We start from the raw sequence: 23,798 nt of genomic DNA on the forward strand, positions 1-23,798 counted from the left end.
AGTGGCGGACATTGTCGAAGAAGGATGTGTAGAAATAAATAACAGAAAGATAAAACGCTTATCGGCTCTCTGTTTCTTGAGCGGTTAGTCCCAATTTTTCCGGTACGATATCTTTCAATATTGCTATCAACTCAGGATCCATAAAAAGATAATCGTCAGGGATATCGAGCACATGCAGAGGCTTGAATGCGATGATCCTGCCATATTGGGCCACTAAGCGATTTTTGTGCTTCTGCTCCATCACACAGAGAACATCAGCCCATTGAAGCAATTCGATAGAGACTCTTTTTTTTGCATTCCGGCTAGTCCCAGCGGAAAGTACGGCAAGGGATGGATAACGGCGGAACACCTGTTCCGCCGTGGGACTTCGCCATTGATTACGACTGCATATAAAAAGTACGTTCATCAGAGTACTGGCACTCTTCCAGACCTCTCAAGGCAAGCTGTTGGTTAGTAATACGTGGATACTCAAGCCCCAGTTGTGCGGCACGCAACAATTTATCCGACCGAGTGTAAAGCATCTTCCAGTTTTTTTCGCCACGGAAGTTTAATAAAGTCTTGCGGATATCACGAGACTTGTTACGTCGCTTCTGTGCATTGCGCCAATCTCTAGTACGTTTAGTTTCCATTGTTCCACTCTCTCAGATTAATCGGGTCAGCAGCCGCGATAATACGGGGAGAACAAACTGGAGAAATATAGCTTTTTACGGAGAGAATTTATAGTCCGGATTATGGCGAATCATTGAGCTGCTTCTCGTTAATTGCCACTGAGCACGGTAAGCAATGTCCGCACCTCGCCCACAGCAGACCTTCTGTCCGCAAAACCTCGAGTTATTTTTCTTCCCTGTAACGGGAAAGGCGGTGCTCAAGGTTAGTCCGAACCTGCGGCCACTCATCATCAATTATGCTGTAGCGTATGGAAGTCCGTTTTCGACCATCAGGCATAATGCGTTCATTTCTGATGATGCTTTCCTGAACCGCGCCAATACGGAGAATGGCTGCCTGCGAGCGCTCATTCAATACATCAGTCGTAAACTGAACGCGAACACACTTCAGTTGCTCAAAAGCGTATTGCAGCAGTAACAGTTTACTCTCGGTATTTGCAGCTGTTTTTTGCCAGCTTTGGGAATACCAGGTGTGGCCTATTTCGAGTTTTCGGTTTTCTCGATCAAGCTTCCAGAAACGTGTTGACCCAATGACGCGTTGGTCGGATGAAAGCGTTACCGCAAACGGCATGACTGTGCCTTCAGCCTGCCCCTTCAGGGCTTTCTGAATGTAGGAATCGGCGGTGTCAGCAGACGGAACCACCGTAAATGGCAGGGACCAGAGCTCCCCATCCGCTGCCGCATCAATCAATAGCTGAGCATCTGTCTCAAGCAGAGGACGGAGCGTGACTAGCGATCCTTGCAATGTAGGCGTCATATTTGTGACCTCACCGTTATTCTGTGTCGATGGATTGGACTGAATAATCCTGTTCCGAATGGCTTACTATGCCCCGTTTACATTGAATAAGCGACTCATCAACAGGCGATTATCTGCTCACTGCTCATGATGGTAGCTTGTACGCTCGGCGCCATTACCTGACGTTATATCCTTTTATGCTAATTCCCTTAATGTTGTATATCCCTGTTCGCTTAATTCGCTTGCCCTTTTTATCCGTAATAGTCGCTGTAATTGTGCTACAACGAATGGAATACCGTTCATCAATCACCAGCCGAATTGCTTCTGAAGGGTCTTCCACCTCCAGGAGGTCGTCAGTTTTATCCAGGCCAAATGGTACAAGGTGAAAGGCGGTTTTTCCCGTTGATTTTCTGGTTATCTTCACAGGGTACAGTACATCACCACTTTTATGGATCAATTCAAGGCGTTCAGTGTAAATCATGGCAATTCTCCAGGGTTTGTCTACATGACAGTACAAATCGAAGCCAGGAGATACAACAAAAAAAGATCGGCAAAGATAAAATAGCCTAACACACATCATAATTCATTGAATTAGATACAAATAATCATAGATACTTTGAGCGGCGGTAATCTTTTACTGTTGTTTCGCTTGTAGGCCTGATGACGCAACGCTTGTCAGGCCTACAGGTTCGTTGCGATACGTGACTATCGCGCTTTTGCACCAATCAGAAATATTCCGTTTCGTGGTTTGAAACCCAGAACAGAATTGAGCCACGATATTCCTCATTTGCAGAGGATATCAGCGAGCATTTATCGGCATTGCCATCAACAGTATAAGAACAACTCTGTTTCACGCGCACAGTCGATTCCCCTCTTTTCGACACGATTTCTGAATCAACAAACTGTGCGCTTCCTGACGGATAAAAAATACGCTGGTCGGTGTTATCCTGGTAGTTTCGGATACGTACGGGTAATTGGCTATTGCCATATTCATATCGTTCTACCACTTCGCCCGTACTTTTATCGACAATAGTCTCAAGCAACCCACGTATATTGTAGTTAAGGGTATATTGCCCTGTTTCATTTTCAAGCTCAGTGATTTCGCAGCGACCGTTAATTTTTCCGGTAATGCGCTGACCATTAAAAGAGGTTAACGCCCCTTCTTTATTGACCAAATGAAAAATACGAGTGTTCTCCTTGTCAACCATATTGATATGAGTAAAACAACCATTACGGTCATATCTTACTTCCGTCATCACCCTGAGTTTGCCGTTAACATCCCGAATCCACTGCACACTATGTTTGACGTTGCCGACTGTTGGATCATGCTCAAACAAAAGCGCAGCATTTAAGACCGCCGGTTTAAATTGCGTGATAGCTGCGGCATTAAATGATGCTGTGAAAAGAAACAGACTGCAAAGCGCCCTTACTTTCATTATTTATTCCTTTATGGAAGCCATTTATCAAATTTGTTGCAAATAGCCATGGGTATGTTCGGTGTCAGCGGCCGCTGTTAATACGGGAGAACCACCAGGCCATTCTAGCGTCTTCCTGAAACAAGTTGTATTCCGGTTTCTGGTAGGGCTTGCTCGGCTGAGGGTATTTTTAGCTGCAACACGGCCTCTGACTTGATATACTGGATATAATCACAGTGCAAGGGGCAAATCATGGCCGTTGAAATAAAATATGTTGTCGTAAGAAAAGGTGAAGAGAAAATGACATTTGCCAGTAAGAAAGAGGCTGACGCTCACGACAGACTGCTCGATATGGCAGAAGCGTTTACCGACTTGCTGTTGCAAAGCGGAATGCCGATGGATGAAACGCAGGCGGAGGACCTTGGTCTGTATCTCGCCGAGCAGAAAGTGACCGTGCAGCATATTTTACGCACCAGCAAGCTGCCGGAGATGAATACCGCAACGAAAACCGACACTCCAGCGTCTGATACGGCTGACAGTAAAAAAATTAAAGCCGTGAAGGCAGCCTGAATACCAGAACGTAACCTCACCGCTCCTGGAGCCGTAAGCAGAAAACTGCTTGCGGCTTTTATTCTGCAGCCATCATCCATCCCGTTGATGGACTTCATACATCAAGAATTAAGCGTATCTGGCAGGCTCTCATCGACAAATCAAAAACAGGCTAACGTGTAAACTCATCGAAGATATCCACGTTCATACCCTATCTTCGCCAGGAGAGTCGCCGATGTTTAGTCACATGCGTATTGCCAAACCCGTCACCAATATTGAACGGTCTTTTTTGATGTACAGTCAGGGGCTGGGGCTGCAGAAAATTGCTGAATTCAACGACCATGACGGTTTCAACGGAATCATGTTAGGCCGGGAAGGCTTAGGCTGGCATATCGAATTGACTCATTGCGAATACCATCCGGTTCAACCGCTGCATACCGAAGAGGATTTACTCGTTCTTTATTATCCGGATGAAAAGGAATGGATGCATGCTTGCCAGAAAATGACCGATGCCGGTTTTATCATGACAAAATCATTCAACCCTTACTGGGATGTGAACGGGAAGACATTTGTTGACGTCGATGGATACAGAGTCGTTATCCAGAACAAAGCGTGGGGGTAGGACACGTGCTCGTCAGCGCGTGCCCCCCTGCTCGCCTGTATCCCGGTGAGTGAGGTGACCTCCCCGGCAATCAGTTAATCTGAATGACGATTTTGCCAAACGCGCCTTTATCGAGGTAGTTTAGCGCCTCTGGTAGTTCGTCGAAGCGGAAAGATTTGTCGATAACCGGTTTCAGGGCAATCGTGTCAACGGCACGAACCAGATCTTCCAGCGCCCGCCGATGGCCAACGCCAATCCCCTGAACGGTTGGCGATTTGAGCAACAGTAATCCCCCTGGTGCTGAGGTGTCGTGCGTGTCCATCATCCCAATGAGTGAGATACGACCGTGCGACGCCACCGCGCGAACAGAATCGGCAAAATTACGGCCACCAACGGTATCCACAACGTGATCGATACCTCGCTGATGAGTCAGCCGATAGACCGCGTCAACCCAGTCCTCTTTGTTGCGGTTAATACCATGATCAGCGCCAAGGGCCACCGCTGCTGCCAGCTTGTCGTCACTGGATGAGGTAATAAACACTTCGGCCCCCATCGCTTTGGCAATCTGAAGGACAAAGATCGCCACGCCGCCCGTGCCCTGAACCAGTACGGTTTCACCGGCATGCAGGTGGCCACGCTCAACCAGGGCAAACCAGGCCGTCAGCCCCGCACACACCAGCGTACTGGCCTGCGCGTCGTTGAGCGTTCGTGGCGCCGCAACCAGCCACGCTTCACGCATCACGACGTATTCTGCCAGAACGCCCTGGATAGCGTACCCCAGGGTGTTGTAATGCGGATTGGCGGCATTATTTTCCAGCTTGCCATCAATCCAGTCGGCGTTAAAAGAAGAAATCACGCGCTCGCCAGGGCGAAAACGGGTCACCCCAGGCCCAACGGCCTCAACCACGCCGGCCATATCGGAACCGGGGGTGAAAGGCATGGGCATGCCGTTCCCCATTCCGCCTTCGATAATGACCTTATCCCGGTAGTTAAGAGCGACCGCATTCACCCGCACCAGGACTTCATTCTGGCCGGGCTGCGGGATTTCTGCTTCGGTGAGTTTGAGATTCTGACGTCCGGTTTCGTTTAGCGTCCAACGTTTCATCGTACGGTTCATGGCGATTCCTGCAAAGTTAATCACGGATGTTATGGATGGTAACATTGCACTTTACGCTACAGTGGAGATAGTATTTCCTCTGATTGATTCCTGAATGGCAACAATATGAAAAGTGAATTGAACAGTATTCCCGTCTTTGTCGCCGCGGCTGAATCGGTGAGCTTTTCACAGGCTGCCGCCAAACTTCACGTCACGCGTTCGGCGGTAGCCAAAACCGTCTCCCGGCTTGAGGAAAGATTAGGCGTAACCCTTTTTAGCCGTACCACCCGCAGCCAGAGTCTGACCGACGAAGGCTCGCTTTATTACGAATACTGTCGCCGGGCGCTGGCGGAAATCAAAACGGCAGAGGATATCCTGGACAGCGGCAAACTCCAGGCAAACGGCAAACTACGGGTGTCCGTTCCTGTTCTGCTCGGCCACTTGTGTATTGCGCCGCTATTATCGGCGCTGGCAAAAGAACATCCGCAGCTGATACTGGAAATCTCGTTCAGCGATCGCCAGGTTGATTTGTCAGAAGAAGGGTTCGATCTGGCCGTCAGGATCGGCGCACTGGCCGACAGCAGTAGCCTGATTGCGCGGCAGCTGGCCTCGCACACCATGGTTTTCTGCGCCTCTGCGGATTATCTCCGCCGCGCCGGTGAGCCCACTTGTGCAGAAGACCTTCATCAACACGAGGCGGTGGCCTACATTCATTCCGGGCGCATTCTCAAATGGCGAGTGCAAAATGAGCGTGGGGAAGCAATCGAGATGAATCCTCCTGCCAGAATCATGATGGATGATATGCAGGCGGTAAAAGACAGTGCGTTAACGGGAGCGGGGATTGTCTGGCTGCCCTACTGGCTGGTCAAAGAGCAACTGCTTAACGGCGAACTGAAACAAATATTAAAAGCGCAGTCTTCGGGAACGTGGCCAGTTTATGCCGTATGGCTGAGAACGCCCCATCCTTCTCTTAAGGTCCGACTGGCCGTCGATAAACTGATAAGCGAGTTGCCCGCGATGATGACTGTCGCATAAATGCCGGAACTCGCTTGGTTGCCTGATGGCGCTTCGCTTATCAGGCCTACAGATTATGGCGATAGGTTTAAGTATCGCCTCAACCGTAGGCCACCCGTCATCACTCAGTAACGAACGCACACCGACTTGGTTTCACACCAGTCGTTCAGCCAGTCCGGGCCAAAATCACGCCCCGTGCCCGACTGTTTCATGCCGCCAAACGGCAAGTTAGCATCAATCAGCGTATGGCTGTTGACCCATACCGTACCGGCTTGCAGGCGGTCGGTATAGTTCAGCGCCTGGGTCAGGTCGCGGGTCCAGACGCTGGCGGTCAGGCCGAAGTCGCTGTCGTTGGCCAGGCGCAGCGCCTCTTCGCCGTCGGTGACGCGCACCAGGTTCACGACCGGGCCAAACACCTCTTCGCGGGTTAAGCGTAGGTTGGCGTCTGGGTTGATAACAAGCGTCGGCGGAATGTAGAAACCCTGCGCGTCCGGGCCAACGTTGCCGGCGATCAGTTCCGCATTCTGTTTACGTGCCTCGTCCAGATAAGCCGCCACTTTAGCGCAGTGCGCCTGAGAAACCACCGGGTTAATCTGTGTGGTCTCCAGCATACCTGGCCCCACCTGCAGCGATTTCACCGCCTGCTCGAAGCCGCTCACCAGGGTGTCGAACAGCGGCGCTTCAATATAGATGCGTGAACTGGCCGCGCACACCTGCCCCTGATTGAGGAAGCTGCCTGTCATCAGCCCTTCAATCACCCACGCCGGGTCGGCGTCTTTCAGGACGATCGCCGGGTTTTTCCCGCCCAGTTCCAGCGTGACGCGGGTCAGCCTGTCGGCGGCAACGCGGGCAATCTGTTTGCCAGTGGCGGTCGAGCCGGTAAAGCTCACCTTGGCCACATGTGGATGCGAGGTTAACGCCGCACCGCACTCGGTGCCGCTACCGGTGACCACGTTGAAAATACCTTCCGGCACCCCGGCCTCGATAGCCAGTTCAGCCACGCGCAGCAGCGTCAGCGGCGTAGTTTCGGATGGCTTAATTACGATAGAGCAGCCTGCCGCCAGCGCGGGCATCACCTTCCACATGCCGATCATCAGCGGGAAGTTCCACGGCACAATACCGGCAACCACCCCGACCGGCTCTTTTTTGGTCCACGCCTGATAGCGCGCGCCCGGCGGGAACGGAATGGAAACATCCAACGTGCGACCGCTGATTTTAGTGGTTAATCCGGCGGTGTAGCGCATCCAGTTCAGCGTACAGCCCACTTCGAAAGCGCGGGAGATATTGATCGATTTGCCCTGCTCCAGCGTTTCCAGCTGGGCCAGTTCTTCGCCGTTCTGTTCAACGAGGTCAGCAAAACGCAGCAAAATACGTTCACGTTCCGCAGGCGTTCGACCGGCCCAACTGCGGGAAACAAACGCGCGCCAGGCGGACATCACCGCGCGATCAACGTCAGCCGCGTTGGCATCAGCCGTGGTGGCAATCGCTTTGCCGGTCGCCGGATCCCAAACGGTGAGACGTTTTTCACTCTGCGCCGCCTGCTGCGCGCCATCAATAAACAGGCCATGCTGACGGTCTAAAAATTGCTGCACGCCTGGGAGCAGCGCTACCTGTGCTGAGGACATATCGTCTCCTTATTCTTCGCGGTTAGTCATTTCAGTCTACGGCGGGTCTGAAGAAGTCGCTTTTGTCTCTGTGACATTCGCTTGTGCGGCTGTGACAGACGCCGCAATTAAGCAGATTGCGTTGGCAGAAGTGTGTCGCAGGTAATAGTTCTTTCATATATTCCTGTGAACAGCCTTGTTTAAAGAAACACAAATGCAACAATAACATCACATTTTCATTGCAGAGATGACGTATGGCAGCGGTAAAAGGCGGTGAGACGTATCATGACTGGCTGGCGAAGATTAATCAGGTCTGCGGGCATTTTGCCGCACGTCCGCTGGAAGGCGACTTCCACGGCGAGATTGATACCAGCTATGCGGGCAGCCTGAAGCTCAGTACCGTCACCACCCGCAACGTCAATCTGTATCGCACGCGTCAGGAGATCCGCGGCGGCAATGACGCCTGGTTCTATACCGTTTTTCAGCTTTCCGGCGAAGCCAGCATTGAGCAGGACGATCGTCAGGTGTGCCTGCAAAGCGGCGACATGACGCTGATTGATGCTTCGCGTCCCTGTTCTATTCTCTGGCAGCAAACCTCGCGTCAGGTCTCGCTGTTGCTGCCTCGCCAACTGCTGGAAAACCAGCTGCGCGGCAGCGGAATTCGCGTCGCCACCCGTCTGGATAAATCGCTACCGATGGTGCAGCTCAGCCAACGTCTGCTGCATGAAAGCATGAGCAGCCCGCAACTTTCGGCCAGCGAAAGCGAAGCGGCGCTCGATGCGATGGTCTGCCTGCTGCGTCCGATGCTGCATCAACAGGATGTCCAGCCCTCGCGGCGAGAGAAGCAATATCAAAAAATCATGCGCTTGATCGACGATGCTATCCAGGAAGAACATCTGCGCCCTGAATGGCTGGCCAGCGAAACCGGGATGTCGGTTCGTAGCCTGTACCGGCTGTTTGCTGATAAAGGTCTGGTGGTGGCGCAATATATTAAAAATCGCCGTTTAGATTTATGCGCCCAGGCGCTGCTGAGCGCGCACGACGATGAAAAGCTGGCGGGAATTGGCTACCGCTGGGGGTTCAGCGACCACAGCCACTTCTCCACCGCCTTCAAACAGCGGTTTGGCATGTCGCCGGGAGAGTATCGTAAACGCGGCCGCTGAGGTCAGCGTAATCAGTTATCTTCGACCAGTTGCGCCACGTCACTGCTGTTAATTTCTCGCGCGTTGCCGTCCTGATCGGTATAGCTGGTCATACCGGTCTCTTTATCCAGCTGCGGCTTGCCGTGCGTCACAATCGTTTGTCCGCTTTTGGTGGTCATCACGTAGTTAGTGGTGCAACCCGCCAGCGCCAGAACCATCAGGCCCGCACACAGCGCATATAAAGATTTTTTCATGGTTTCTCCGTTCATTCTTCTACCCACCGTGGGGTTAAGTGGGTGCATTGTATGCCCGATGGCGCAAAATGAAATAAACCGGATGTAACAGAAGATAAATTAGCAGGATACGGGAGACGTCGACCGTCTCCCGTTAAAGGTTACAGCGCGATACGAATCACATCATCCGGGGCGGTCGCCTCTTTCTGACGAGTAGATTCCTGCTTCACGCTCACAAACAGCGTTTTGCCATCGGCAGACAGCGCCAGGCTGTTTGGGAAGGTCGGGGTCTGAATGGTTTTGGTCACCTTGTAATCTTTGGCGTCGATAACCGTCACGGTGCCCGCTTTGCGCTGGGTAACATAAACTTCATTACGCGTCGGGTTAAACAGCACCGCCAGCCCTTCTTTGGTATCCACCTTCGACAACACTTTGCCATCTTTCAGGTTCACCACCAGCAGTTCCGGCTGTTTCGAGTCGGTAATAAAGGCGCGCTGACCGGCGGTATCCAGGCTCAGGTTGATGTAGAAGTGCTCTTTGCCATCGTCCTGCAGTTTCTGACGATTGACGATTTTGTTGCTCGCGGTATCAATGGTCACCAGCTCGCCGTCGGCGTTCGTCACGTACAGGCGCTGTTTCTCCGCATCAACCGCCAGCCCGGTGCCGAAACTGCCGGTGCCTTCGATTGTGGTTTTCAGCGCGATTTTATCGCCATCAACCACCCATACCGCGCTGCCCTCTTTCCCAACACCGGTGATATACACGGTGTTGGTCTTCTCATTCACCGCCAGCTGACGTGGCTGCAACGGTTTCACCGTTTCGCTACGCTGACGGCCATCAAGCACCAGACGCCCTTTGACGTCACCGCTTTTCGCATCAATGGCGGTGACAGCACCGTTGATGGTGTTGCCAAACCACAGCGTCTGGGTCTGCGAGTTCAGCGTGGCGCCAAACGGTTTAAGATCGTTATGGATCGTTTGGGTCACTTCCAGCGTAGTCGGGTCCAGGCGGTACACCACCCCACCTTTATCCGTTTTACGGCTTTGTGAGGTGGCTAGCCACAGCGCATTTTCCTGCTGGCTGTAGGCCATTTCATATGCCCCTTTACCGACCGCTTTACGCAGCATTTCCTCTGCGGCCTGCGCGCTAAAGCTTCCCGCCAGCAGTAAGGCACTCAACAACAGAGAACGGCGCAGGCGCGGTGCGGACAATTGACGTAATGACATGACGACTCCCTTTGATGAACTTAATTGTTACTGCTCACATGGCTTCAGCCTTCGCAGCGTCATGGCGCTACGTTTTGTAGATGCGAATAGTAATCATTAATTTATACAAAGTGGAGCTTTTCTTTCTACCGTGCGGCAAAAAGTTTCTATTTCATCACCTGAAATTAACCATTTATGCTGCTAAAGTTTTCAATATATTTACAAAAGTATTACTCTATTCAGAGTCTGTTCCATTTGGTACATTTTGCGAGTTTTTCATGAAAATCATTTCTGTGCGCTCAGCGACGCTGCCTGTGCTGCTGTTGCCGCTTGCTTTCTCCCCCTTTTCCTGGGCCGCTGACGAACAAACGTTAATTGTGACCGCCACGCCTCAAACCGTCTCTGAGCTGGATACGCCGGCCGCGGTCAGCGTGGTTGACGGCGAGGATATGCGCCACGCCACGCCGCGCGTTAACCTGTCAGAATCGCTCGGCGCCGTGCCGGGTTTACAAATTCAGAACCGGCAGAACTACGCCCAGGATCTCCAGCTGTCGATTCGCGGCTTTGGTTCACGCTCCACCTACGGTGTGCGCGGTATTCGCATGTACGTTGACGGCATCCCGGCGACCATGCCAGACGGTCAGGGGCAAACGTCAAACATCGATATTGGTAGCGTCGATCATATTGACGTGCTACGCGGCCCCTTCTCCGCGCTATACGGCAACTCATCCGGCGGCGTAGTCAACGTCACCACCGAAAGCGGCAAACAGCCCACCACGCTGGAAGCCAGCAGCTATTACGGTAGCTATGGCACCTGGCATTACGGTATGAAAGCGACGGGCGCCGTCGGCGACGGTAGTCACGCGGGGGATGTCGATTACACCGTGTCGACGAATCGATTCATCACCCGTGGTTATCGCGACCACAGCGCGGCGCGCAAAAACCTCGCCAACGCCAAACTGGGTGTACGCATCAACGATGTCAGCAAGCTGACCCTGCTGTTTAACAGTGTCGATATTAAGGCCAACGATCCCGGTGGGCTGGACTACAACGAACTGCACCAGAACCGCGAGCAGTCGCCGCGCGGTGACCAGTACAACATGCGCAAAAGCGTAAAACAGACCCAGGCAGGCCTGCGCTACGAGCGTCAGCTCAGTGAACAGGACGATTTAAGCGTCATGATGTACGCTGGTGAGCGTCAAACCACGCAGTATCAGTCGATTCCACGTGCCCCGCAGCTTAAACCCACCCATGCGGGCGGCGTGATCGACCTCGATCGTCACTATCAGGGCATCGATACCCGCTGGACGCACCGCGGCGAACTGCTGGTTCCGGTCAGCTTCACCACCGGCCTGAACTACGAGAACATGAGCGAGAAGCGTCGCGGTTACGAAAACTTCGTGATGAATGGCACCACGCCGGAATACGGTGAAAAAGGTAATCTGCGTCGCAATGAACGCAACCTGATGTGGAATGTCGATCCCTACCTGCAAACCCAGTGGCAGTTAACCGATAAACTCAGTCTTGATGCAGGCGTGCGCTACAGTTCGGTGTGGTTTGACTCCAACGACCACTACATCACCGCGACAAATGGCGACGATAGCGGCGACGCCAGCTATCACAAATGGCTACCTGCGGGATCGTTGAAGTACGCGGTCACCGATGCGTGGAACGTCTATCTCTCCGCCGGGCGCGGCTTTGAGACCCCGACGATTAACGAGCTTTCCTACCGTTCAGACGATCGCGGCGGACTGAACTTTGGATTGCAACCTTCGACCAACGAAACGGTGGAAATTGGCAGCAAAACGCGTATTGGCAACGGTTTGCTGACGGCGGCGCTGTTCCAGACAGATACCGATAACGAAATTGTCGTCGACAGCAGCAGCGGCGGACGTACCAGCTACAAAAACGCCGGAAAAACACGTCGCCAGGGGGCGGAGTTGTCGCTGGATCAGCAATTCGCTGAAAACTGGCGCGCCAAAGCGGCCTGGACCTGGCTTGACGCGACCTATCGTACCAACGTCTGTGATGACGCCAACTGTAATGGCAATCGCATTCCAGGGATTGCGCGCAATATGGGCTTTGCCTCTCTGGGCTATGAACCGGAAAACGGCTGGTATGCGGGTGCCGACGTGCGCTATATGAGCGATATTATGGCCAACGATGAAAACACCGCCCGCGCGCCATCGTGGACGGTTGTCGGATTGAACACCGGCTACAAGTTCGATATCGGCAACTGGAATCTGGATGTGTTTGGCCGGGTCGATAACCTCTTCGACCGCCAATATGTCGGCTCCGTTATCGTCAACGAGTCGAATGGTCGTTATTACGAACCGGCTCCTGGGCGTAACTACGGCGTTGGCGTGAATGTCGCCTGGCGTTTTGAGTAAAGCGCGTGAACGTTTCCGGGGAAACCCGGAAACGTATTTGCAGATTAATGGCTAGGGCAATACTGGCGCTGTAAGAAATGCGCTGATTCATCAACAATCTGGCACATTGCCGTATGGCTGGCCATCGAATCTTTTTTCTCCAGCGCCATCAGCAGGCGCTGATATAAATTGGTTTGCTGAAACGGTTCTACTGAATTTAAATATAAATAGTGGAAACTTGGCCCTACCCGAACCCATAATTGTTCGATCATAATCATTAAAGTGGGCATTTCCGCGTATTCATATATTCGAAAACGAAACTGGTAATTGCTCTGCAGCATGCGGGTGATATCACCAGAGGCTTTTGCTTCATGCAGTAACGCCAACAGATGATGGAGTTCCTGCATTTTTTGTGCGGTCATATTCCCGGAGGCCGCTGCGGCCGCCATTCCTTCGAGATTTTTTCGTATCTGGGTTATTTCCTGATAGCTGGAATCGGTTAGCACCGGAACCATAAATGCCTGCGCCGGTGCGGCCTGCAATGCCCCCAAGGAGACCAGCCGCAACAGCGCCTCGCGAACGGGTGTAATGCTGATCCCTTGATTCGCGGCTATTTCACGCGTCACGAGTCGGGCACCGGGTTTTAATGCGCCAATGATAAGTGCGTTCTTGATATTATTCTCAACCTGCTGTGTCAGGCTCATACGTTGTGCTTTAGCAAAATCCAGCATATTTATTATAACCCCACGGTTAATTGGCCCAGAGCCTATAATAATTAATAGCTGGCGTTTCCTGTTTTGTGCAAAAAACACAATATATATTTTTCACATGTTGCAGACGTGAAATTAAAAGCGATTGAGAGCGCTTCGCCAAATGACGCATTAATACGTCATTAGCGAAATAATCACGAGAGTGGAAGATTCAAACGAACAACCAGATAAACACATGTATGACCGCTATCGTTAATAAAGCGGCAGTCGTTCGGCGGCCCCAGCTCCAGACAGTCGCCAGCCTGCATACGATGCCCGGTTTCCCCTTCCATGAAGAGCAATTCCCCTTGCTGAACCCAGATCAGCTGACGCGCCATCGCGTAAGCCGAAGCCGGCATCGGGATATCGCTACCTGCGGGAAGCTCAATTTGTACCAAATCGACAGGCAACTCACCGCGCGGCGAAACATGACGCCGCAGATAGTGGCTTTGTGGATCGTGCCACACGGGCTGGTCCGCGAAACGCAGCAGTTTCCCCTCCTGAATCTCGGCGCGGGCAATCAAGGTTGACATGCTTATGCCGAACGCGCCGGAAAGCCGCGCCAGCAGCGTCGCCGTGGGGCTGCTTTCACCGCGCTCAATTTTGTGAATCATCGCCCGAGATACGCCAGCGCGCTCGGCTAACTCACTCAGCGACCAGCTTCGCGATTCGCGCTCAATACGAATTCTTGCGCCGATCCGTTGATTTAAGTTGTCTTCAATAGTATTCATATCGTTATACTATAGTGAACAACACACAGGGTGCAACCATGCCTATTCGTTTTGCGACCAAAGAAGACTGCGCCGCGATAGCGGCCATCTATAATCACGCCGTGCTGCATACCGCGGCCATCTGGAACGATAAAACCGTCGATACCGACAACCGCATTGCCTGGTTTGAAGCGCGTCAGCTTGGGCACTTTCCCGTATTGGTCAGCGAAGAAAACGACGTGGTGACGGGCTATGCCTCCTACGGTGACTGGCGCGCGTTTGATGGTTTCCGCCATACCGTCGAACACTCCGTTTACGTTCATCCGGACCATCAGGGTAAGGGGCTGGGCCATATTCTGCTTGCCGCGCTGATTGAAGAAGCGAAACGTCGCGGCAAGCATGTGATGGTGGCAGGCATCGAGTCGCAAAACCATGCGTCCCTGCACTTGCACGAAAAGCACGGTTTTGTCACCACCGGGCAAATGCCGCAGGTTGGCACCAAATTTGGCCGCTGGCTGGACCTCACCTTTATGCAGCTTCAGTTGGATAATCGTCGCGATCCGGACGGTAAAGCATGAATCAATCCCTCACGTTGACGTTTCTGGTTGCCGCCGGCATCGGCCTGGTTATCCAGAACACGCTGATGGTGCGGATCACCCAATCGGCCTCGACGATTCTGGTGGCGATGCTGCTCAATTCACTGGTTGGTATTGTGCTATTCGTCAGTATTCTGCTGATCAAACACGGGCTGGCGGGCGTAAACGAACTCATCTCCACCGTTAAGTGGTGGACGCTGCTTCCCGGTCTGTTGGGTTCGTTCTTCGTCTTTGCCAGCATCAGCGGCTATCAGTACGTGGGCGCGGCAACCACGATTGCCGTGCTGGTCGCCAGCCAGCTTATCGGCGGTCTGGTGATGGACGTGATGCGCAGCCATGGGGTGCCCTGGCGAGCGCTGGTGGGGCCGGTGTGCGGCGCGGTGATGTTGATTGTCGGGGCGTGGCTGGTGGCGAGGAGACAGTTCTGAATCAGCGCCGCCTCCCCGCGCTGCGCCTGGCCGGGGCTCAGCCCGGCCAGAGCGGTTTACAGGATTGTTCCACCCTGAGTGAGCTGCTCTTTACGTGCCTCTTCCTGCTCGCGCAGATGCTGCCCGTGATGGGAAATCGTCACGCGCAGGCGCTGCTGCTGGGTAAAACGATCTTCACGACTCAGCTCTGCATCGTCGCTTAGCGCCACCAGCAGCTCATTCATGTGCGTAATCACGCTCTCTTCAATCGCCGCGTCAACGCGCGCGATGACCTCATCCAGATGTGACATACCTGCTCCTTAATTGATTTTCACTTTCGAGAAATCGCTGCCCATCAGGCTTACGCTGTAGCCGGTTACGTTGCTACGCGTGGCATAGAACGTTTTGCCGTTCGCCAACGCAATCCACGGCGCCTGCTGGTAGTAAATCTCTTGCGCCTGCTCGTAGAGCGCGGCACGTTTCGCCGGGTCGCTCACCACCAGCGCTTTTTTCACCAGGCCATCATACTCTTTATTACACCAGCGCGCGGCGTTAGAGCCCGTTTTAATGCTATCGCATCCGAGCAGCGTATTGGCAAAGTTATCCGGATCGCCGTTGTCCGACATCCAGCCGTACAGCGCGCTGCCATGTTCGCCTTTGCGGATACCGGAGAGGTACTCCCCCCACTCATAGGTCACAATTTTGGCCTTCACGCCCACTTTGGCCCAATCGTTCTGGATCATTTCCGCGATCCGGCGCGAGTTCGGGTTATAAGGGCGCTGCACCGGCATTGACCACAGCGTCACATCAACCCCCTTCTCTAACCCGGCCTGTTTCAGCAACGCTTTCGCTTTTTCAGGATCGTAACTGTAATCCTTCAGATCTTTATTAAAGCCCATCATGTTTGGTGGGATCGGCGATTTTGCCACCGTTCCGGAGCCCATAAACACCGCATTGACGATCGCCTGCTTGTCGGTAGCGTAGTTCAGCGCCTGGCGGACCAGCACATTATCGAACGGCTTTTTCTCGGTGTTAAACGCCAGATAGCCAACGTTCAGGGCTTCGACCGCATGCAACGCCAGATCGTGATTGTTTTTAATCACATCAAACTGTACCGGCGACGGCGCAGGGATAATCTGGCATTCGTTGGTTTGCAGCTTGGCCAGACGCGTCTCGACGTTCGGGGTGATGGCGAAGATCAGGTGCTTCGTCGGCACCGCGCCGTCCCAGTAGTTCGGGTTCGCAAGGTAACGAATCTGCGAGTCAGTCTTATATTGCTGTAACACGTACGGTCCGGTACCAATCGGCCAGTTATCCACGTTTTCCGGCGTGCCTTTTTTCATCATCGCATCGGCGTACTCCGCCGACAGGATAGACGCAAAATCCATCCCCCAGTCGGCCAGGAATGCGGCGTTCGGCTCACTCAACACAAACTGCACGTGATAGTCATCGAGTTTTTTCACCGATTTAATCAGCTTATCGAGACCCACGTCGTTGAAATATTCGTAGTTGCCTTGCGAAACCTTATGATACGGATGATCGCTATCTTTCTGTCGTAGTACGGAGAAAATCACGTCATCAGCGTTAAAGTCGCGAGTCGGTGTAAAGAATTTATTGCTGTTGAACTTCACGCCCTGACGCAGCGTAAAGGTATAAGTCAGCCCATCCGGGGAAATCGTCCAGTCGGTAGCCAGCGAGGGAATCGGTGTATTTTTCACCGGATCAAAGTTGATCAGCCGGTTATACAGCGTTTGCGAACTGGCGACGAAGGTCGGGCCTGAGCTGGCGATTTGCGGGTTAAAGGACTCCGGCGAGGCTTCGGAGCAGTAGACGAGTGTGTCGTTGTTCGCCGCCCAGGCGGCGCTTGCCGGTAACAACGCGCTGAGCGCCAGCGCGAGGAGCGTTTTCCCTGTGGTCATGGTTATAAGCCTTTCGATTTTATTATATGAACGGCTTAATAACAGCACAGCCCCGGATAACTGGCAAATAACCAATTTGTCTCAGGTTATGCTGAATAACCTTAATTTGTTGGTTTCTTCATCGGCAATTCCTCAGGTTTGACTTAAGTCCAGCGATTCAATGCCGCGAGAATTACCCGATTTACCCCTCTCTTTCGCCGTTTGTTGCATTTTGCTTTGCGTAAAGTAATGCCGTGAAGAAGTCTATGGGACAGGAACGTGGCAAAAACTCTTTTACGCAGCGGAAGTCTTGATGACTTTCAGGCCGTAGGCGGCGGCGGGCAAACCGTATTTCATTCCGCGCTTCAGGTGCGCGAAACCCTGCGTTTACGTAAGCAAAACGCGCTGGTCGACTGCCTGGCGATACCGCAGTTAAATGATGAAGGCGACCGGGTGGACTGGTATTCGCCCATTGATGGTGCGGCGATGAGCTGGAAAGCGGCGGATGAAACCTCACGCACGCGGGCGCTGCACTATTTAGAAGGTTTGCAGGAGAGCGCACGCACGCTCAGCAAAAAATGCCTGCAATCCGACAAAACCGCACAACAACTGTTCGGCGCCCTGCTGGATAAATCGCTGCAATTTCCTGGTGAAAATCACCTGTTCCTCGTCGACGGTAAGCCGGTTATCAGCTTCTGGGGCTTTGTGAATCTCAACGAAGGCGCACGTGAAGACGTATTCGACTGTCTGCGCTACGTTGAACCGGAACAACCACAAGCGCCGACCATTGACGAAGTGCCTCTCGTAGAAGAACCCGAACCCGCCGTGGTGACGTTTAGCGAAGCCGATGCGCCGCTGATTTCAGCGAATGAACCGTTGATTAATGCCTACACGCTGCCGGTGGAAGAGCCTGAAGAACCGCAGGCACCCGCCGAACCGATGATACCGATGACGGTCGCCAGAACGCGCCGTCCGCGCTGGCTATGGGGCCTGCCGATTGCTGCCGCTGTTGCCGCCGTAGCGATTGCGGTTCCCATGATGATCCCGACCACTCAGGCTGAGTCCGAGCCCGTCGTTCAGACTGCCGACGCGCCTGCCCTCCCGCAAACGCCCGCCATGCCGGTACTGATTACCGACCTGCCGTTGCATCAGGCCAGTGTGAAAGCGGAACCGGTGGTGAAAGAAGAAGAAAAACCGGTGGTGATTGCCGTTATTCCAAAAGATGCGCTGGTGATGGATGCCGACCAGATGCGCGCAGGCACCACGCGCTTCCTCAACGGCAACTGGCGGGCACAGATGGATATCAGCGACGCGCATACTGGTAAAGCGCCAAGCCTGCGCTACCAGATTCAGAACAATAAAGGCGCCGTGCGCCTCGTGCGAGAAGGCAATATCGTCTGTAAAGCCGCGGTCTTTTCTGGCCTGCATCAAAACGGCGAGTTGATGATCAAAAGCCGCGGCAACGCCCAGTGCAGCGACGGCGCCCGCTACCCGCTGCCGGAAATCAGCTGTAAACCCGGCAACAGCAACGTGGCTGTGTGCACCGCCCGCTTTGACGCCAGAACGGTGGTACCGCTGACCTTTAAGAAGACGGGAGCGTAACCTATGCTGGTCACTCTTTGCGATTACAAACAGAGCGTCACATTAATTGCCAACAGCGGCGTGCAGTTTCTCGACTTTGGCCTTAGCCCGCAGGAGTCGCTGCAAAACGGTCGTTTCGTGCGAAAAACCGCTAACGGCCCGCTGCTACGTCTGGACTATGACGTCGTCAATCAGCGCTACACGCTGCCCGGTGAAGCCGGACGCGCGCCCGAGGTGGTGAAACCGGAATCGACCCTGGCCCTGCACCACTCACTCACGCTGTTAGACGGCATCTGGTTGCCGCTGCCGTTCCTGCGTTTTAACCCGCCGCGCACCTTCGTTGAAGGACCGGACAACTGGGCGCGCGTGCAGATTCGTCGCCTGGCGGAACCGGACAACGCGGGCAATACGCACCGCGTGACGTTAGCGTTTGATAGCCAGATCAGCGACGATGACGCCAACGGCCTGTCACCCGTCGCCAGCGATCTGCTCAACGGTACCCGCTTTGCGCTGGCGTGGCGCGACAATGAAATCAGCGACTTCCTCGATCAAACATGGATTGACGGCTGGCTGCGTGAAGTATTCCAGCAGACCGTTGCCGCTCATGAATCCCGAAGCGAACGCGATGTGGCACAGGCGCTACGCAGTTTTGAATATCAGGGCCACTGGCTGAATATTCTGGCGCTGCTGGGCGAACAATTGACGGTGCCGGAAATTAAAATCGTCACCGCCACGCTGAGCACTCCGGCCATCCCGGTAGATTTGATCCTCGACGTGGGTAACACCCATACCTGTGGCGTCATTATCGAAGATCACGGCGACGCGAACGACGGTTTACGCCAGACCGCCGAGCTGCAAGTGCGCTCATTAAGCGAACCGCAATATCTGAATGAACCGCTGTTCACCAGCCGCGTCGAGTTCTCGGAATCACGGTTTGGCAAGCAGCATTTCTCGGTGGAAAGCGGCCGCGAAGACGCGTTTATCTGGCCATCGCTGGTGCGTGTGGGTGATGAAGCCCGTAAGCTGGCGATGCAGCGTTTAGGTACGGAAGGCTACAGCGGTATCTCCAGCCCACGCCGCTATTTGTGGGATGAGACACCGACCGTGCAGGACTGGCGCTTTAGCCAGATGAATGGCAAGACCCAGCGCGAACCGTTGGCCACCGCCTTCCCGCTGATGAACCTGATGAACGACGAAGGCCAGCCGCTGTTTACCCTACCGCCAGACGAGCGGATGCCGGTCTTCTCGCCTCAGTACAGCCGCAGCACCCTGATGACCCATATGCTGTGCGAACTGCTGGCACAGGCGTTGGGGCAGATTAACAGCGTCGCCACCCGCCTTCGCCTGGGCTTCCCCGCCTCACCGCGCCAGCTGCGTACGCTGATCCTCACACTACCGTCGGCCATGCCAAAGCAGGAACGCGAAATTTTCCGCCGCCGGATGTTTGAAGCTATCGCGCTGGTGTGGAAAGCAATGGGTTGGCACCCGCAGGATGATGATTTTGCCCCTGTTCGCGTGCAGGAAAAAAGCATCGTGCCCATCCCGAAAATTCATATGGAGTGGGATGAAGCCAGCTGCGGCCAGCTGGTGTGGCTTTACAACGAAGCGATTTCCCATTTCTCCGGGCAGACCGAAGCGCTGTTTGCGGCGATGGCGCGACCGGACCGCCAGCCGGAGCCAGGCATCGCGCCGGGCCGTGCGCTGCGCATCGCCTCGCTCGATCTCGGCGGCGGCACGACAGACATGGCTATCGCCCAGTATCAACTGGACGACGGTATTGGCGGCAACGTCAAAATCACCCCACAGCTGCTGTTCCGCGAAGGATTTAAAATTGCCGGGGATGATGTCCTGCTGGATATTATCCAGCGCTGCGTGCTGCCCGCGCTGCAAACCCAGCTGCAAAAATCCGGCGTCGCTGACGCACAGGCGCTGATGGCCACGCTGTTTGGCGACTCCGGCAGGCTGGATACTCAGGCCGTGCTGCGCCAGCAAACCACGCTGCAGCTCTTTATGCCCATCGGCCACGCCATTCTGGCAGCGTGGGAACAAAGCGACGCGCAGGATCCGCTTGCTGGATTGCACGCCACCTTCGGTGAATTGCTTAGCCAAACGCCAACTCGCAACGTGATGAACTATGTCGGCCAGGCCGTAGAGCACGCATTGCCTGCCGGTAGCGCGCCGTTCGACCTGCTGGCCGTACCGCTGGAAGTGACCTTCAGCCGATTGCAGGAAGCCATGCTCGCCGGTGAGTTTACCCTCGCCGGTCCGCTGCACGCGCTCTGCGAGGCAATCTCACACTATGCCTGCGACGTGCTGCTGATTACCGGGCGGCCCGGCTGCCTGCCGGGCATACAGGCGCTGATCCGCTACCTTCAGCCAGTCCCGGTCAACCGGATGGTCTGGCTGGATAAATATCATGTACATGAATGGTATCCGTTCAGCCAACAGGGGCGTATCGGCAACCCGAAATCCACCGCCGCCGTGGGAGCGATGCTGTGCAGCCTGGCGCTGGATCTACGCCTGCCGCACTTTAACTTTAAAGCCGCCGATATCGGCGCGTACTCCACCGTGCGCTATCTGGGGGTACTGGATAAAACCGTCAACACGCTGCGCGATGAAAATATCTGGTACCACGATCTCGATCTCGACAAACCCGGCGCCAGGCTGGATGCCCGCCTGCACTTCCCGCTGCGCGGCAATGTTACCCTCGGTTTCCGCCAACTGGCGAACACCCGCTGGCCCGCGACGCCGCTGTATACGTTGAGCATCAACTCGCCAGAACTGGCGAAAGCCATCGCCGGAGACGGCGTGCTGCAGGTTCGCCTGAAGCTTGAAGGTGGTAGCCGACACGAAGCGCCGCTGTCGTTTGTATTGAGCGACGCCTGGCTTCAGGACGGCACGCCGGTTTCGCCGGATGCCCTGACCCTGAAACTCAATACCCTGGCTGACCGTCGCCATAGCGGCAGCCACTACTGGATCGACAGCGGGAGCGTATTCCTCAAATGACCATGATAGCCGCAGTAATCGACTGGCTCGCTGACGCCCGTCAGGAGCATCCGTTACTGGATGATGACGCCAACGCACTGTTCACTCGACTGCTGGCGCTCGACGCCCAGCAGAAAGCGCGTCAGGACACTCGCGCCCAACCCGCCAGCATCGCGCTGTTTGGCCATTCACAGGCCTCTAAAGCCCACCTGCTGCGCACCCTGTGCGGCAGCGGCGATGGCCGTCTGACGGTGCAAACCGGCAGCAAAACGCTGGACTACTTCAGCCATATCAATCCCGGTCACAGCCTCACGCAAATGGCGGTTCGCTTTAGCCGCGAGCAGCCTACGCCGGACGACGCCTTCCCGCTGCGGCTGGTACTGATAAGTGAAGCTGAGCTGGTACAGCTGTTTATCGCCCATGCCTGGCAGCGCGGCGATATTCGCCCACCGGATAGCCACCTTATCGCCTCCCGCCTGCGCGGTTGGCAGAACCTGCGCCAGCCGCAGCCGGTGCCGGGCCTGACAGCGGCGGAAGTGGCCAGCGTGGCCCGCTTCTGGCGCGATACGCTACCGACGGCGTACCAGACGATCGATGACGATCTGTGGTACCAGTTCGCGCATCTCCTGCCGTCGCTGGATCTCACCGCGCGCGCTCGGGCGTGGTCGCTACTGTGGGGTGAACAACAGGAACTCACCCAAAAATGGTTGACGCTGGCACATACCCTGCACCAGGCGGGCAACCGCCGGGAAGTAATGGCGCCGCTGAGTTTATTGGTGGATGCGTTTACCCTGCCGATGGATGCGTTCCTGACGCCGGGCGTTGAGAGCGATGACGCGGTACTGGTGCATCCGCTCACCGACGATGGTTATCAGAATGCGGTCAGCATACCGGTTGCCACCCTGGCGCTGCTGACCGTTGAACTGGTGCTGAACGCGGAACAAGGCGTGCTCGACAATGTGGACATTATTGATATTCCCGTGCCGTCGCTCACCCCTGACACCCCGCTGTGGGCCAGTAAATGTCGCTGGCTGTTGGAAAACTATCGTCAGCATCGGCAACCGGATATCCTGCTGGTGTGTAACGCTACCGCCCAGCGCGCGGCGATTCCGTCTACCGCCAGGGCGTTACTGCGTTGGGTAAACGACACCCAACCCACGCAGGAGAACAAGCTGCCGGGGCTGGTGTGGGCCATTACGCCGGAAGACGATCGTTTCTTAAATAAGCGTCACTTTGATGAGGCCATTCAACAGCTGGTTGGTAAACCAGGCCAACATTGGGGAACGCTGCAAGCGCTGGATCACAGCAGCCTGCAACGGTTGATGGAATGGCTGTCGCAGGCCACGCAGCCTGAACTGCGCCAGCGCCGTTTTACCGCCATGGCAAACACTCTTCAACAGCAGTTAATCACCCTGTGCCAGCCGCTGCTCGCTTCGACAAGCCATGACGCCACGCAGGCGGAAACGATGATTCGTGAACTGCAAACGCACGCTTCGCGCCACGGCGAGCTGCTGGAGAGTCTGCTTCCCGCTCTGCCCGCGTTCGAAGCGTTGTGCCAGGTTCAGCAGCAGCGTGAAGAAAAAGCCAGTGGGTTGTTTAATGAATCCGTCGACCTGTTCGCCGCTCCGGAAGCCGTCAGTCAGACTACGCCGACGTATCAGGATCGGGGATCGCAGGTTTATGCCCTGTGGTGTAAACATTTGCGCCAGTGGAGTCGCCAGCCGCACCCGCAGCTCACATCAGCCACTCAACAGCAGCTGGTACTTGCGCTGATGACCGCCAGCCAACGACAAGGGCTGGCGCAACAGTTACGCCACGCAAGCGCAGAACAGCAGGCTGGCGCGGCGCAGCTGCGGGCGATCATCGCAAACTTTATTCACTGGCTGGGCTACGCTGAACAGCCCGTCAGCCAGCGCCCCGCCAGCCGTATCGCCAAAGGCAGCGCGGTTTTCGCCCACGATACGCCAACCTCCAGCGCACGCCTGACTCAGCTTGGCGAACAGCCGGTACACGCCGCCACACGCTACGTGTACGACTGGCTGGTCGCGCTGTATGCCCGCAGCACGGAATCGGGCGATTCAGTGAACCTCCTCCAACTCAGCGATAGCAGCCAGCGCGAGCTGCGGGCGCGACTCGCGTAACCCTCGGCGGCACAAGGATGTGAACCGCTTTCAAAAGCTGAAAAAAAGCGTGCGAAATCCGTATGATGGATATTCAGCACGCTTGCGCCTCTCTACACTCAG

General features: G+C 54.8%; 23 protein-coding genes. 10 read left to right on the forward strand and 13 right to left on the reverse strand.

All coding sequences use genetic code 11. The features are described from left to right. Positions 1 to 58 precede the first annotated feature (58 nt). From GY169_RS12030 to GY169_RS12050, 5 genes are all read right to left on the reverse strand, one after another. Entirely contained in the window at positions 59 to 406 is a 348-nt protein-coding gene (locus tag GY169_RS12030; protein WP_167575879.1) for a low molecular weight protein tyrosine phosphatase family protein, read from the reverse strand. Next, positions 378 to 629: a hypothetical protein gene (locus tag GY169_RS12035; RefSeq protein ID WP_167575880.1), complete on the reverse strand. Its 252-nt coding sequence runs from the start codon at positions 627 to 629 to the stop codon at positions 378 to 380. Before GY169_RS12035 ends, GY169_RS12030 begins: the two co-directional genes overlap by 29 nt. Positions 630 to 831: 202 nt before the next feature. After that, positions 832 to 1,422 (reverse strand): GNAT family N-acetyltransferase, encoded by a 591-nt coding sequence (locus GY169_RS12040; RefSeq protein WP_163449598.1) that lies wholly within the window; start codon positions 1,420 to 1,422, stop codon positions 832 to 834. A gap of 154 nt (positions 1,423 to 1,576) precedes the next feature. Beyond that, positions 1,577 to 1,882 (reverse strand): transposase, encoded by a 306-nt coding sequence (locus GY169_RS12045; protein ID WP_167575881.1) that lies wholly within the window; start codon positions 1,880 to 1,882, stop codon positions 1,577 to 1,579. 244 nt (positions 1,883 to 2,126) lie between these two features. After that, positions 2,127 to 2,837 (reverse strand): YnfC family lipoprotein, encoded by a 711-nt coding sequence (locus GY169_RS12050; RefSeq protein ID WP_167575882.1) that lies wholly within the window; start codon positions 2,835 to 2,837, stop codon positions 2,127 to 2,129. A gap of 231 nt (positions 2,838 to 3,068) precedes the next feature. Between GY169_RS12050 and GY169_RS12055 the strand changes: the two genes are divergently transcribed. Beyond that, on the forward strand, positions 3,069 to 3,386 hold the full coding sequence (locus GY169_RS12055) for a YebG family protein (protein ID WP_167575883.1): 318 nt from the start codon (positions 3,069 to 3,071) through the stop codon (positions 3,384 to 3,386). Between the two features lie 214 nt (positions 3,387 to 3,600). After that, the gene (locus GY169_RS12060) at positions 3,601 to 3,987 is read left to right on the forward strand and encodes a VOC family protein (RefSeq protein ID WP_167575884.1); all 387 of its coding nucleotides are present in this window, start codon (positions 3,601 to 3,603) and stop codon (positions 3,985 to 3,987) included. Positions 3,988 to 4,057: 70 nt separating this feature from the next. On the opposite strand, the gene GY169_RS12065 is transcribed toward GY169_RS12060, so the two are convergent. Beyond that, the gene (locus GY169_RS12065) at positions 4,058 to 5,083 is read right to left on the reverse strand and encodes a zinc-dependent alcohol dehydrogenase family protein (protein ID WP_167575885.1); all 1,026 of its coding nucleotides are present in this window, start codon (positions 5,081 to 5,083) and stop codon (positions 4,058 to 4,060) included. Between the two features lie 105 nt (positions 5,084 to 5,188). Between GY169_RS12065 and GY169_RS12070 the strand changes: the two genes are divergently transcribed. Next, positions 5,189 to 6,097: a LysR substrate-binding domain-containing protein gene (locus GY169_RS12070; protein WP_167575886.1), complete on the forward strand. Its 909-nt coding sequence runs from the start codon at positions 5,189 to 5,191 to the stop codon at positions 6,095 to 6,097. A 104-nt stretch (positions 6,098 to 6,201) separates the two neighbouring features. Here GY169_RS12070 and GY169_RS12075 read toward each other — a convergent pair whose 3' ends face one another. Further along, positions 6,202 to 7,701: an aldehyde dehydrogenase family protein gene (locus GY169_RS12075; protein ID WP_163449591.1), complete on the reverse strand. Its 1,500-nt coding sequence runs from the start codon at positions 7,699 to 7,701 to the stop codon at positions 6,202 to 6,204. Positions 7,702 to 7,934: 233 nt separating this feature from the next. Between GY169_RS12075 and feaR the strand changes: the two genes are divergently transcribed. Continuing rightward, positions 7,935 to 8,843 (forward strand): transcriptional regulator FeaR, encoded by a 909-nt coding sequence (gene feaR / locus GY169_RS12080; protein WP_163449590.1) that lies wholly within the window; start codon positions 7,935 to 7,937, stop codon positions 8,841 to 8,843. Positions 8,844 to 8,854: 11 nt separating this feature from the next. On the opposite strand, the gene GY169_RS12085 is transcribed toward feaR, so the two are convergent. Both GY169_RS12085 and GY169_RS12090 read right to left on the reverse strand, forming a co-directional pair. Beyond that, entirely contained in the window at positions 8,855 to 9,076 is a 222-nt protein-coding gene (locus GY169_RS12085) for a YgdI/YgdR family lipoprotein (protein WP_163449589.1), read from the reverse strand. Positions 9,077 to 9,216: 140 nt separating this feature from the next. Next, positions 9,217 to 10,281, reverse strand: a complete 1,065-nt coding sequence (locus GY169_RS12090; RefSeq protein ID WP_167575887.1) for a YncE family protein — start codon at positions 10,279 to 10,281, stop codon at positions 9,217 to 9,219. A gap of 257 nt (positions 10,282 to 10,538) precedes the next feature. Between GY169_RS12090 and pqqU the strand changes: the two genes are divergently transcribed. Further along, complete coding sequence (gene pqqU / locus GY169_RS12095; RefSeq protein ID WP_167575888.1) at positions 10,539 to 12,650, forward strand: TonB-dependent receptor PqqU; 2,112 nt, start codon at positions 10,539 to 10,541, stop codon at positions 12,648 to 12,650. 44 nt (positions 12,651 to 12,694) lie between these two features. On the opposite strand, the gene GY169_RS12100 is transcribed toward pqqU, so the two are convergent. Together GY169_RS12100 and GY169_RS12105 are read right to left on the reverse strand one after the other, a co-directional pair. Continuing rightward, positions 12,695 to 13,360: a GntR family transcriptional regulator gene (locus tag GY169_RS12100; RefSeq protein ID WP_167575889.1), complete on the reverse strand. Its 666-nt coding sequence runs from the start codon at positions 13,358 to 13,360 to the stop codon at positions 12,695 to 12,697. A gap of 173 nt (positions 13,361 to 13,533) precedes the next feature. After that, a complete protein-coding gene (locus GY169_RS12105; protein ID WP_163449539.1) occupies positions 13,534 to 14,109 on the reverse strand; it encodes a helix-turn-helix domain-containing protein in 576 nt (191 codons plus the stop codon). Positions 14,110 to 14,147: 38 nt separating this feature from the next. On the opposite strand from GY169_RS12105, the gene GY169_RS12110 reads away from it, so the two are divergent. Together GY169_RS12110 and GY169_RS12115 are read left to right on the forward strand one after the other, a co-directional pair. Next, positions 14,148 to 14,666 carry a GNAT family N-acetyltransferase gene (locus GY169_RS12110; protein WP_167575890.1) on the forward strand — a complete coding sequence of 173 codons (519 nt, stop codon included), beginning with the start codon at positions 14,148 to 14,150 and terminating at the stop codon, positions 14,664 to 14,666. Then, a complete protein-coding gene (locus GY169_RS12115) occupies positions 14,663 to 15,112 on the forward strand; it encodes a DMT family transporter (RefSeq protein WP_163449541.1) in 450 nt (149 codons plus the stop codon). The genes GY169_RS12110 and GY169_RS12115 overlap by 4 nt, the downstream gene beginning before the upstream one ends. A 56-nt stretch (positions 15,113 to 15,168) precedes the next feature. Here GY169_RS12115 and GY169_RS12120 read toward each other — a convergent pair whose 3' ends face one another. Both GY169_RS12120 and GY169_RS12125 read right to left on the reverse strand, forming a co-directional pair. After that, on the reverse strand, positions 15,169 to 15,402 hold the full coding sequence (locus GY169_RS12120) for a DUF2526 family protein (RefSeq protein WP_167575891.1): 234 nt from the start codon (positions 15,400 to 15,402) through the stop codon (positions 15,169 to 15,171). A gap of 9 nt (positions 15,403 to 15,411) precedes the next feature. Beyond that, complete coding sequence (locus tag GY169_RS12125) at positions 15,412 to 17,010, reverse strand: ABC transporter substrate-binding protein (RefSeq protein WP_167575892.1); 1,599 nt, start codon at positions 17,008 to 17,010, stop codon at positions 15,412 to 15,414. 258 nt (positions 17,011 to 17,268) lie between these two features. On the opposite strand from GY169_RS12125, the gene GY169_RS12130 reads away from it, so the two are divergent. The 3 genes from GY169_RS12130 to GY169_RS12140 are packed head-to-tail and all read left to right on the forward strand — an operon-like array spanning position 17,269 to position 23,696. Continuing rightward, complete coding sequence (locus GY169_RS12130) at positions 17,269 to 18,591, forward strand: SrfA family protein (protein WP_167575893.1); 1,323 nt, start codon at positions 17,269 to 17,271, stop codon at positions 18,589 to 18,591. A gap of 3 nt (positions 18,592 to 18,594) precedes the next feature. Beyond that, complete coding sequence (locus GY169_RS12135) at positions 18,595 to 21,576, forward strand: virulence factor SrfB (RefSeq protein WP_167575894.1); 2,982 nt, start codon at positions 18,595 to 18,597, stop codon at positions 21,574 to 21,576. Further along, positions 21,573 to 23,696 carry a virulence factor SrfC family protein gene (locus tag GY169_RS12140; RefSeq protein ID WP_167575895.1) on the forward strand — a complete coding sequence of 708 codons (2,124 nt, stop codon included), beginning with the start codon at positions 21,573 to 21,575 and terminating at the stop codon, positions 23,694 to 23,696. Before GY169_RS12135 ends, GY169_RS12140 begins: the two co-directional genes overlap by 4 nt. Positions 23,697 to 23,798: the final 102 nt, after the last annotated feature.

The sequence above is a fragment of the Kluyvera genomosp. 3 genome (assembly GCF_011765685.1).
GTDB classification, from domain to species: Bacteria; Pseudomonadota; Gammaproteobacteria; order Enterobacterales; family Enterobacteriaceae; genus Kluyvera; species Kluyvera georgiana_A.

What these genes read in the sequence shown, in the direction of transcription:
- GY169_RS12030 (WP_167575879.1), bottom strand. Translation starts at nt 406, where the DNA reads ATGAACGTACTTTTTATATGCAGTCGTAATCAATGGCGAAGTCCCACG.
- GY169_RS12035 (WP_167575880.1), bottom strand. Translation starts at nt 629, where the DNA reads ATGGAAACTAAACGTACTAGAGATTGGCGCAATGCACAGAAGCGACGT.
- GY169_RS12040 (WP_163449598.1), bottom strand. Translation starts at nt 1,422, where the DNA reads ATGACGCCTACATTGCAAGGATCGCTAGTCACGCTCCGTCCTCTGCTT.
- GY169_RS12045 (WP_167575881.1), bottom strand. Translation starts at nt 1,882, where the DNA reads ATGATTTACACTGAACGCCTTGAATTGATCCATAAAAGTGGTGATGTA.
- GY169_RS12050 (WP_167575882.1), bottom strand. Translation starts at nt 2,837, where the DNA reads ATGAAAGTAAGGGCGCTTTGCAGTCTGTTTCTTTTCACAGCATCATTT.
- GY169_RS12055 (WP_167575883.1), top strand. Translation starts at nt 3,069, where the DNA reads ATGGCCGTTGAAATAAAATATGTTGTCGTAAGAAAAGGTGAAGAGAAA.
- GY169_RS12060 (WP_167575884.1), top strand. Translation starts at nt 3,601, where the DNA reads ATGTTTAGTCACATGCGTATTGCCAAACCCGTCACCAATATTGAACGG.
- GY169_RS12065 (WP_167575885.1), bottom strand. Translation starts at nt 5,083, where the DNA reads ATGAACCGTACGATGAAACGTTGGACGCTAAACGAAACCGGACGTCAG.
- GY169_RS12070 (WP_167575886.1), top strand. Translation starts at nt 5,189, where the DNA reads ATGAAAAGTGAATTGAACAGTATTCCCGTCTTTGTCGCCGCGGCTGAA.
- GY169_RS12075 (WP_163449591.1), bottom strand. Translation starts at nt 7,701, where the DNA reads ATGTCCTCAGCACAGGTAGCGCTGCTCCCAGGCGTGCAGCAATTTTTA.
- feaR (WP_163449590.1), top strand. Translation starts at nt 7,935, where the DNA reads ATGGCAGCGGTAAAAGGCGGTGAGACGTATCATGACTGGCTGGCGAAG.
- GY169_RS12085 (WP_163449589.1), bottom strand. Translation starts at nt 9,076, where the DNA reads ATGAAAAAATCTTTATATGCGCTGTGTGCGGGCCTGATGGTTCTGGCG.
- GY169_RS12090 (WP_167575887.1), bottom strand. Translation starts at nt 10,281, where the DNA reads ATGTCATTACGTCAATTGTCCGCACCGCGCCTGCGCCGTTCTCTGTTG.
- pqqU (WP_167575888.1), top strand. Translation starts at nt 10,539, where the DNA reads ATGAAAATCATTTCTGTGCGCTCAGCGACGCTGCCTGTGCTGCTGTTG.
- GY169_RS12100 (WP_167575889.1), bottom strand. Translation starts at nt 13,360, where the DNA reads ATGCTGGATTTTGCTAAAGCACAACGTATGAGCCTGACACAGCAGGTT.
- GY169_RS12105 (WP_163449539.1), bottom strand. Translation starts at nt 14,109, where the DNA reads ATGAATACTATTGAAGACAACTTAAATCAACGGATCGGCGCAAGAATT.
- GY169_RS12110 (WP_167575890.1), top strand. Translation starts at nt 14,148, where the DNA reads ATGCCTATTCGTTTTGCGACCAAAGAAGACTGCGCCGCGATAGCGGCC.
- GY169_RS12115 (WP_163449541.1), top strand. Translation starts at nt 14,663, where the DNA reads ATGAATCAATCCCTCACGTTGACGTTTCTGGTTGCCGCCGGCATCGGC.
- GY169_RS12120 (WP_167575891.1), bottom strand. Translation starts at nt 15,402, where the DNA reads ATGTCACATCTGGATGAGGTCATCGCGCGCGTTGACGCGGCGATTGAA.
- GY169_RS12125 (WP_167575892.1), bottom strand. Translation starts at nt 17,010, where the DNA reads ATGACCACAGGGAAAACGCTCCTCGCGCTGGCGCTCAGCGCGTTGTTA.
- GY169_RS12135 (WP_167575894.1), top strand. Translation starts at nt 18,595, where the DNA reads ATGCTGGTCACTCTTTGCGATTACAAACAGAGCGTCACATTAATTGCC.
- GY169_RS12140 (WP_167575895.1), top strand. Translation starts at nt 21,573, where the DNA reads ATGACCATGATAGCCGCAGTAATCGACTGGCTCGCTGACGCCCGTCAG.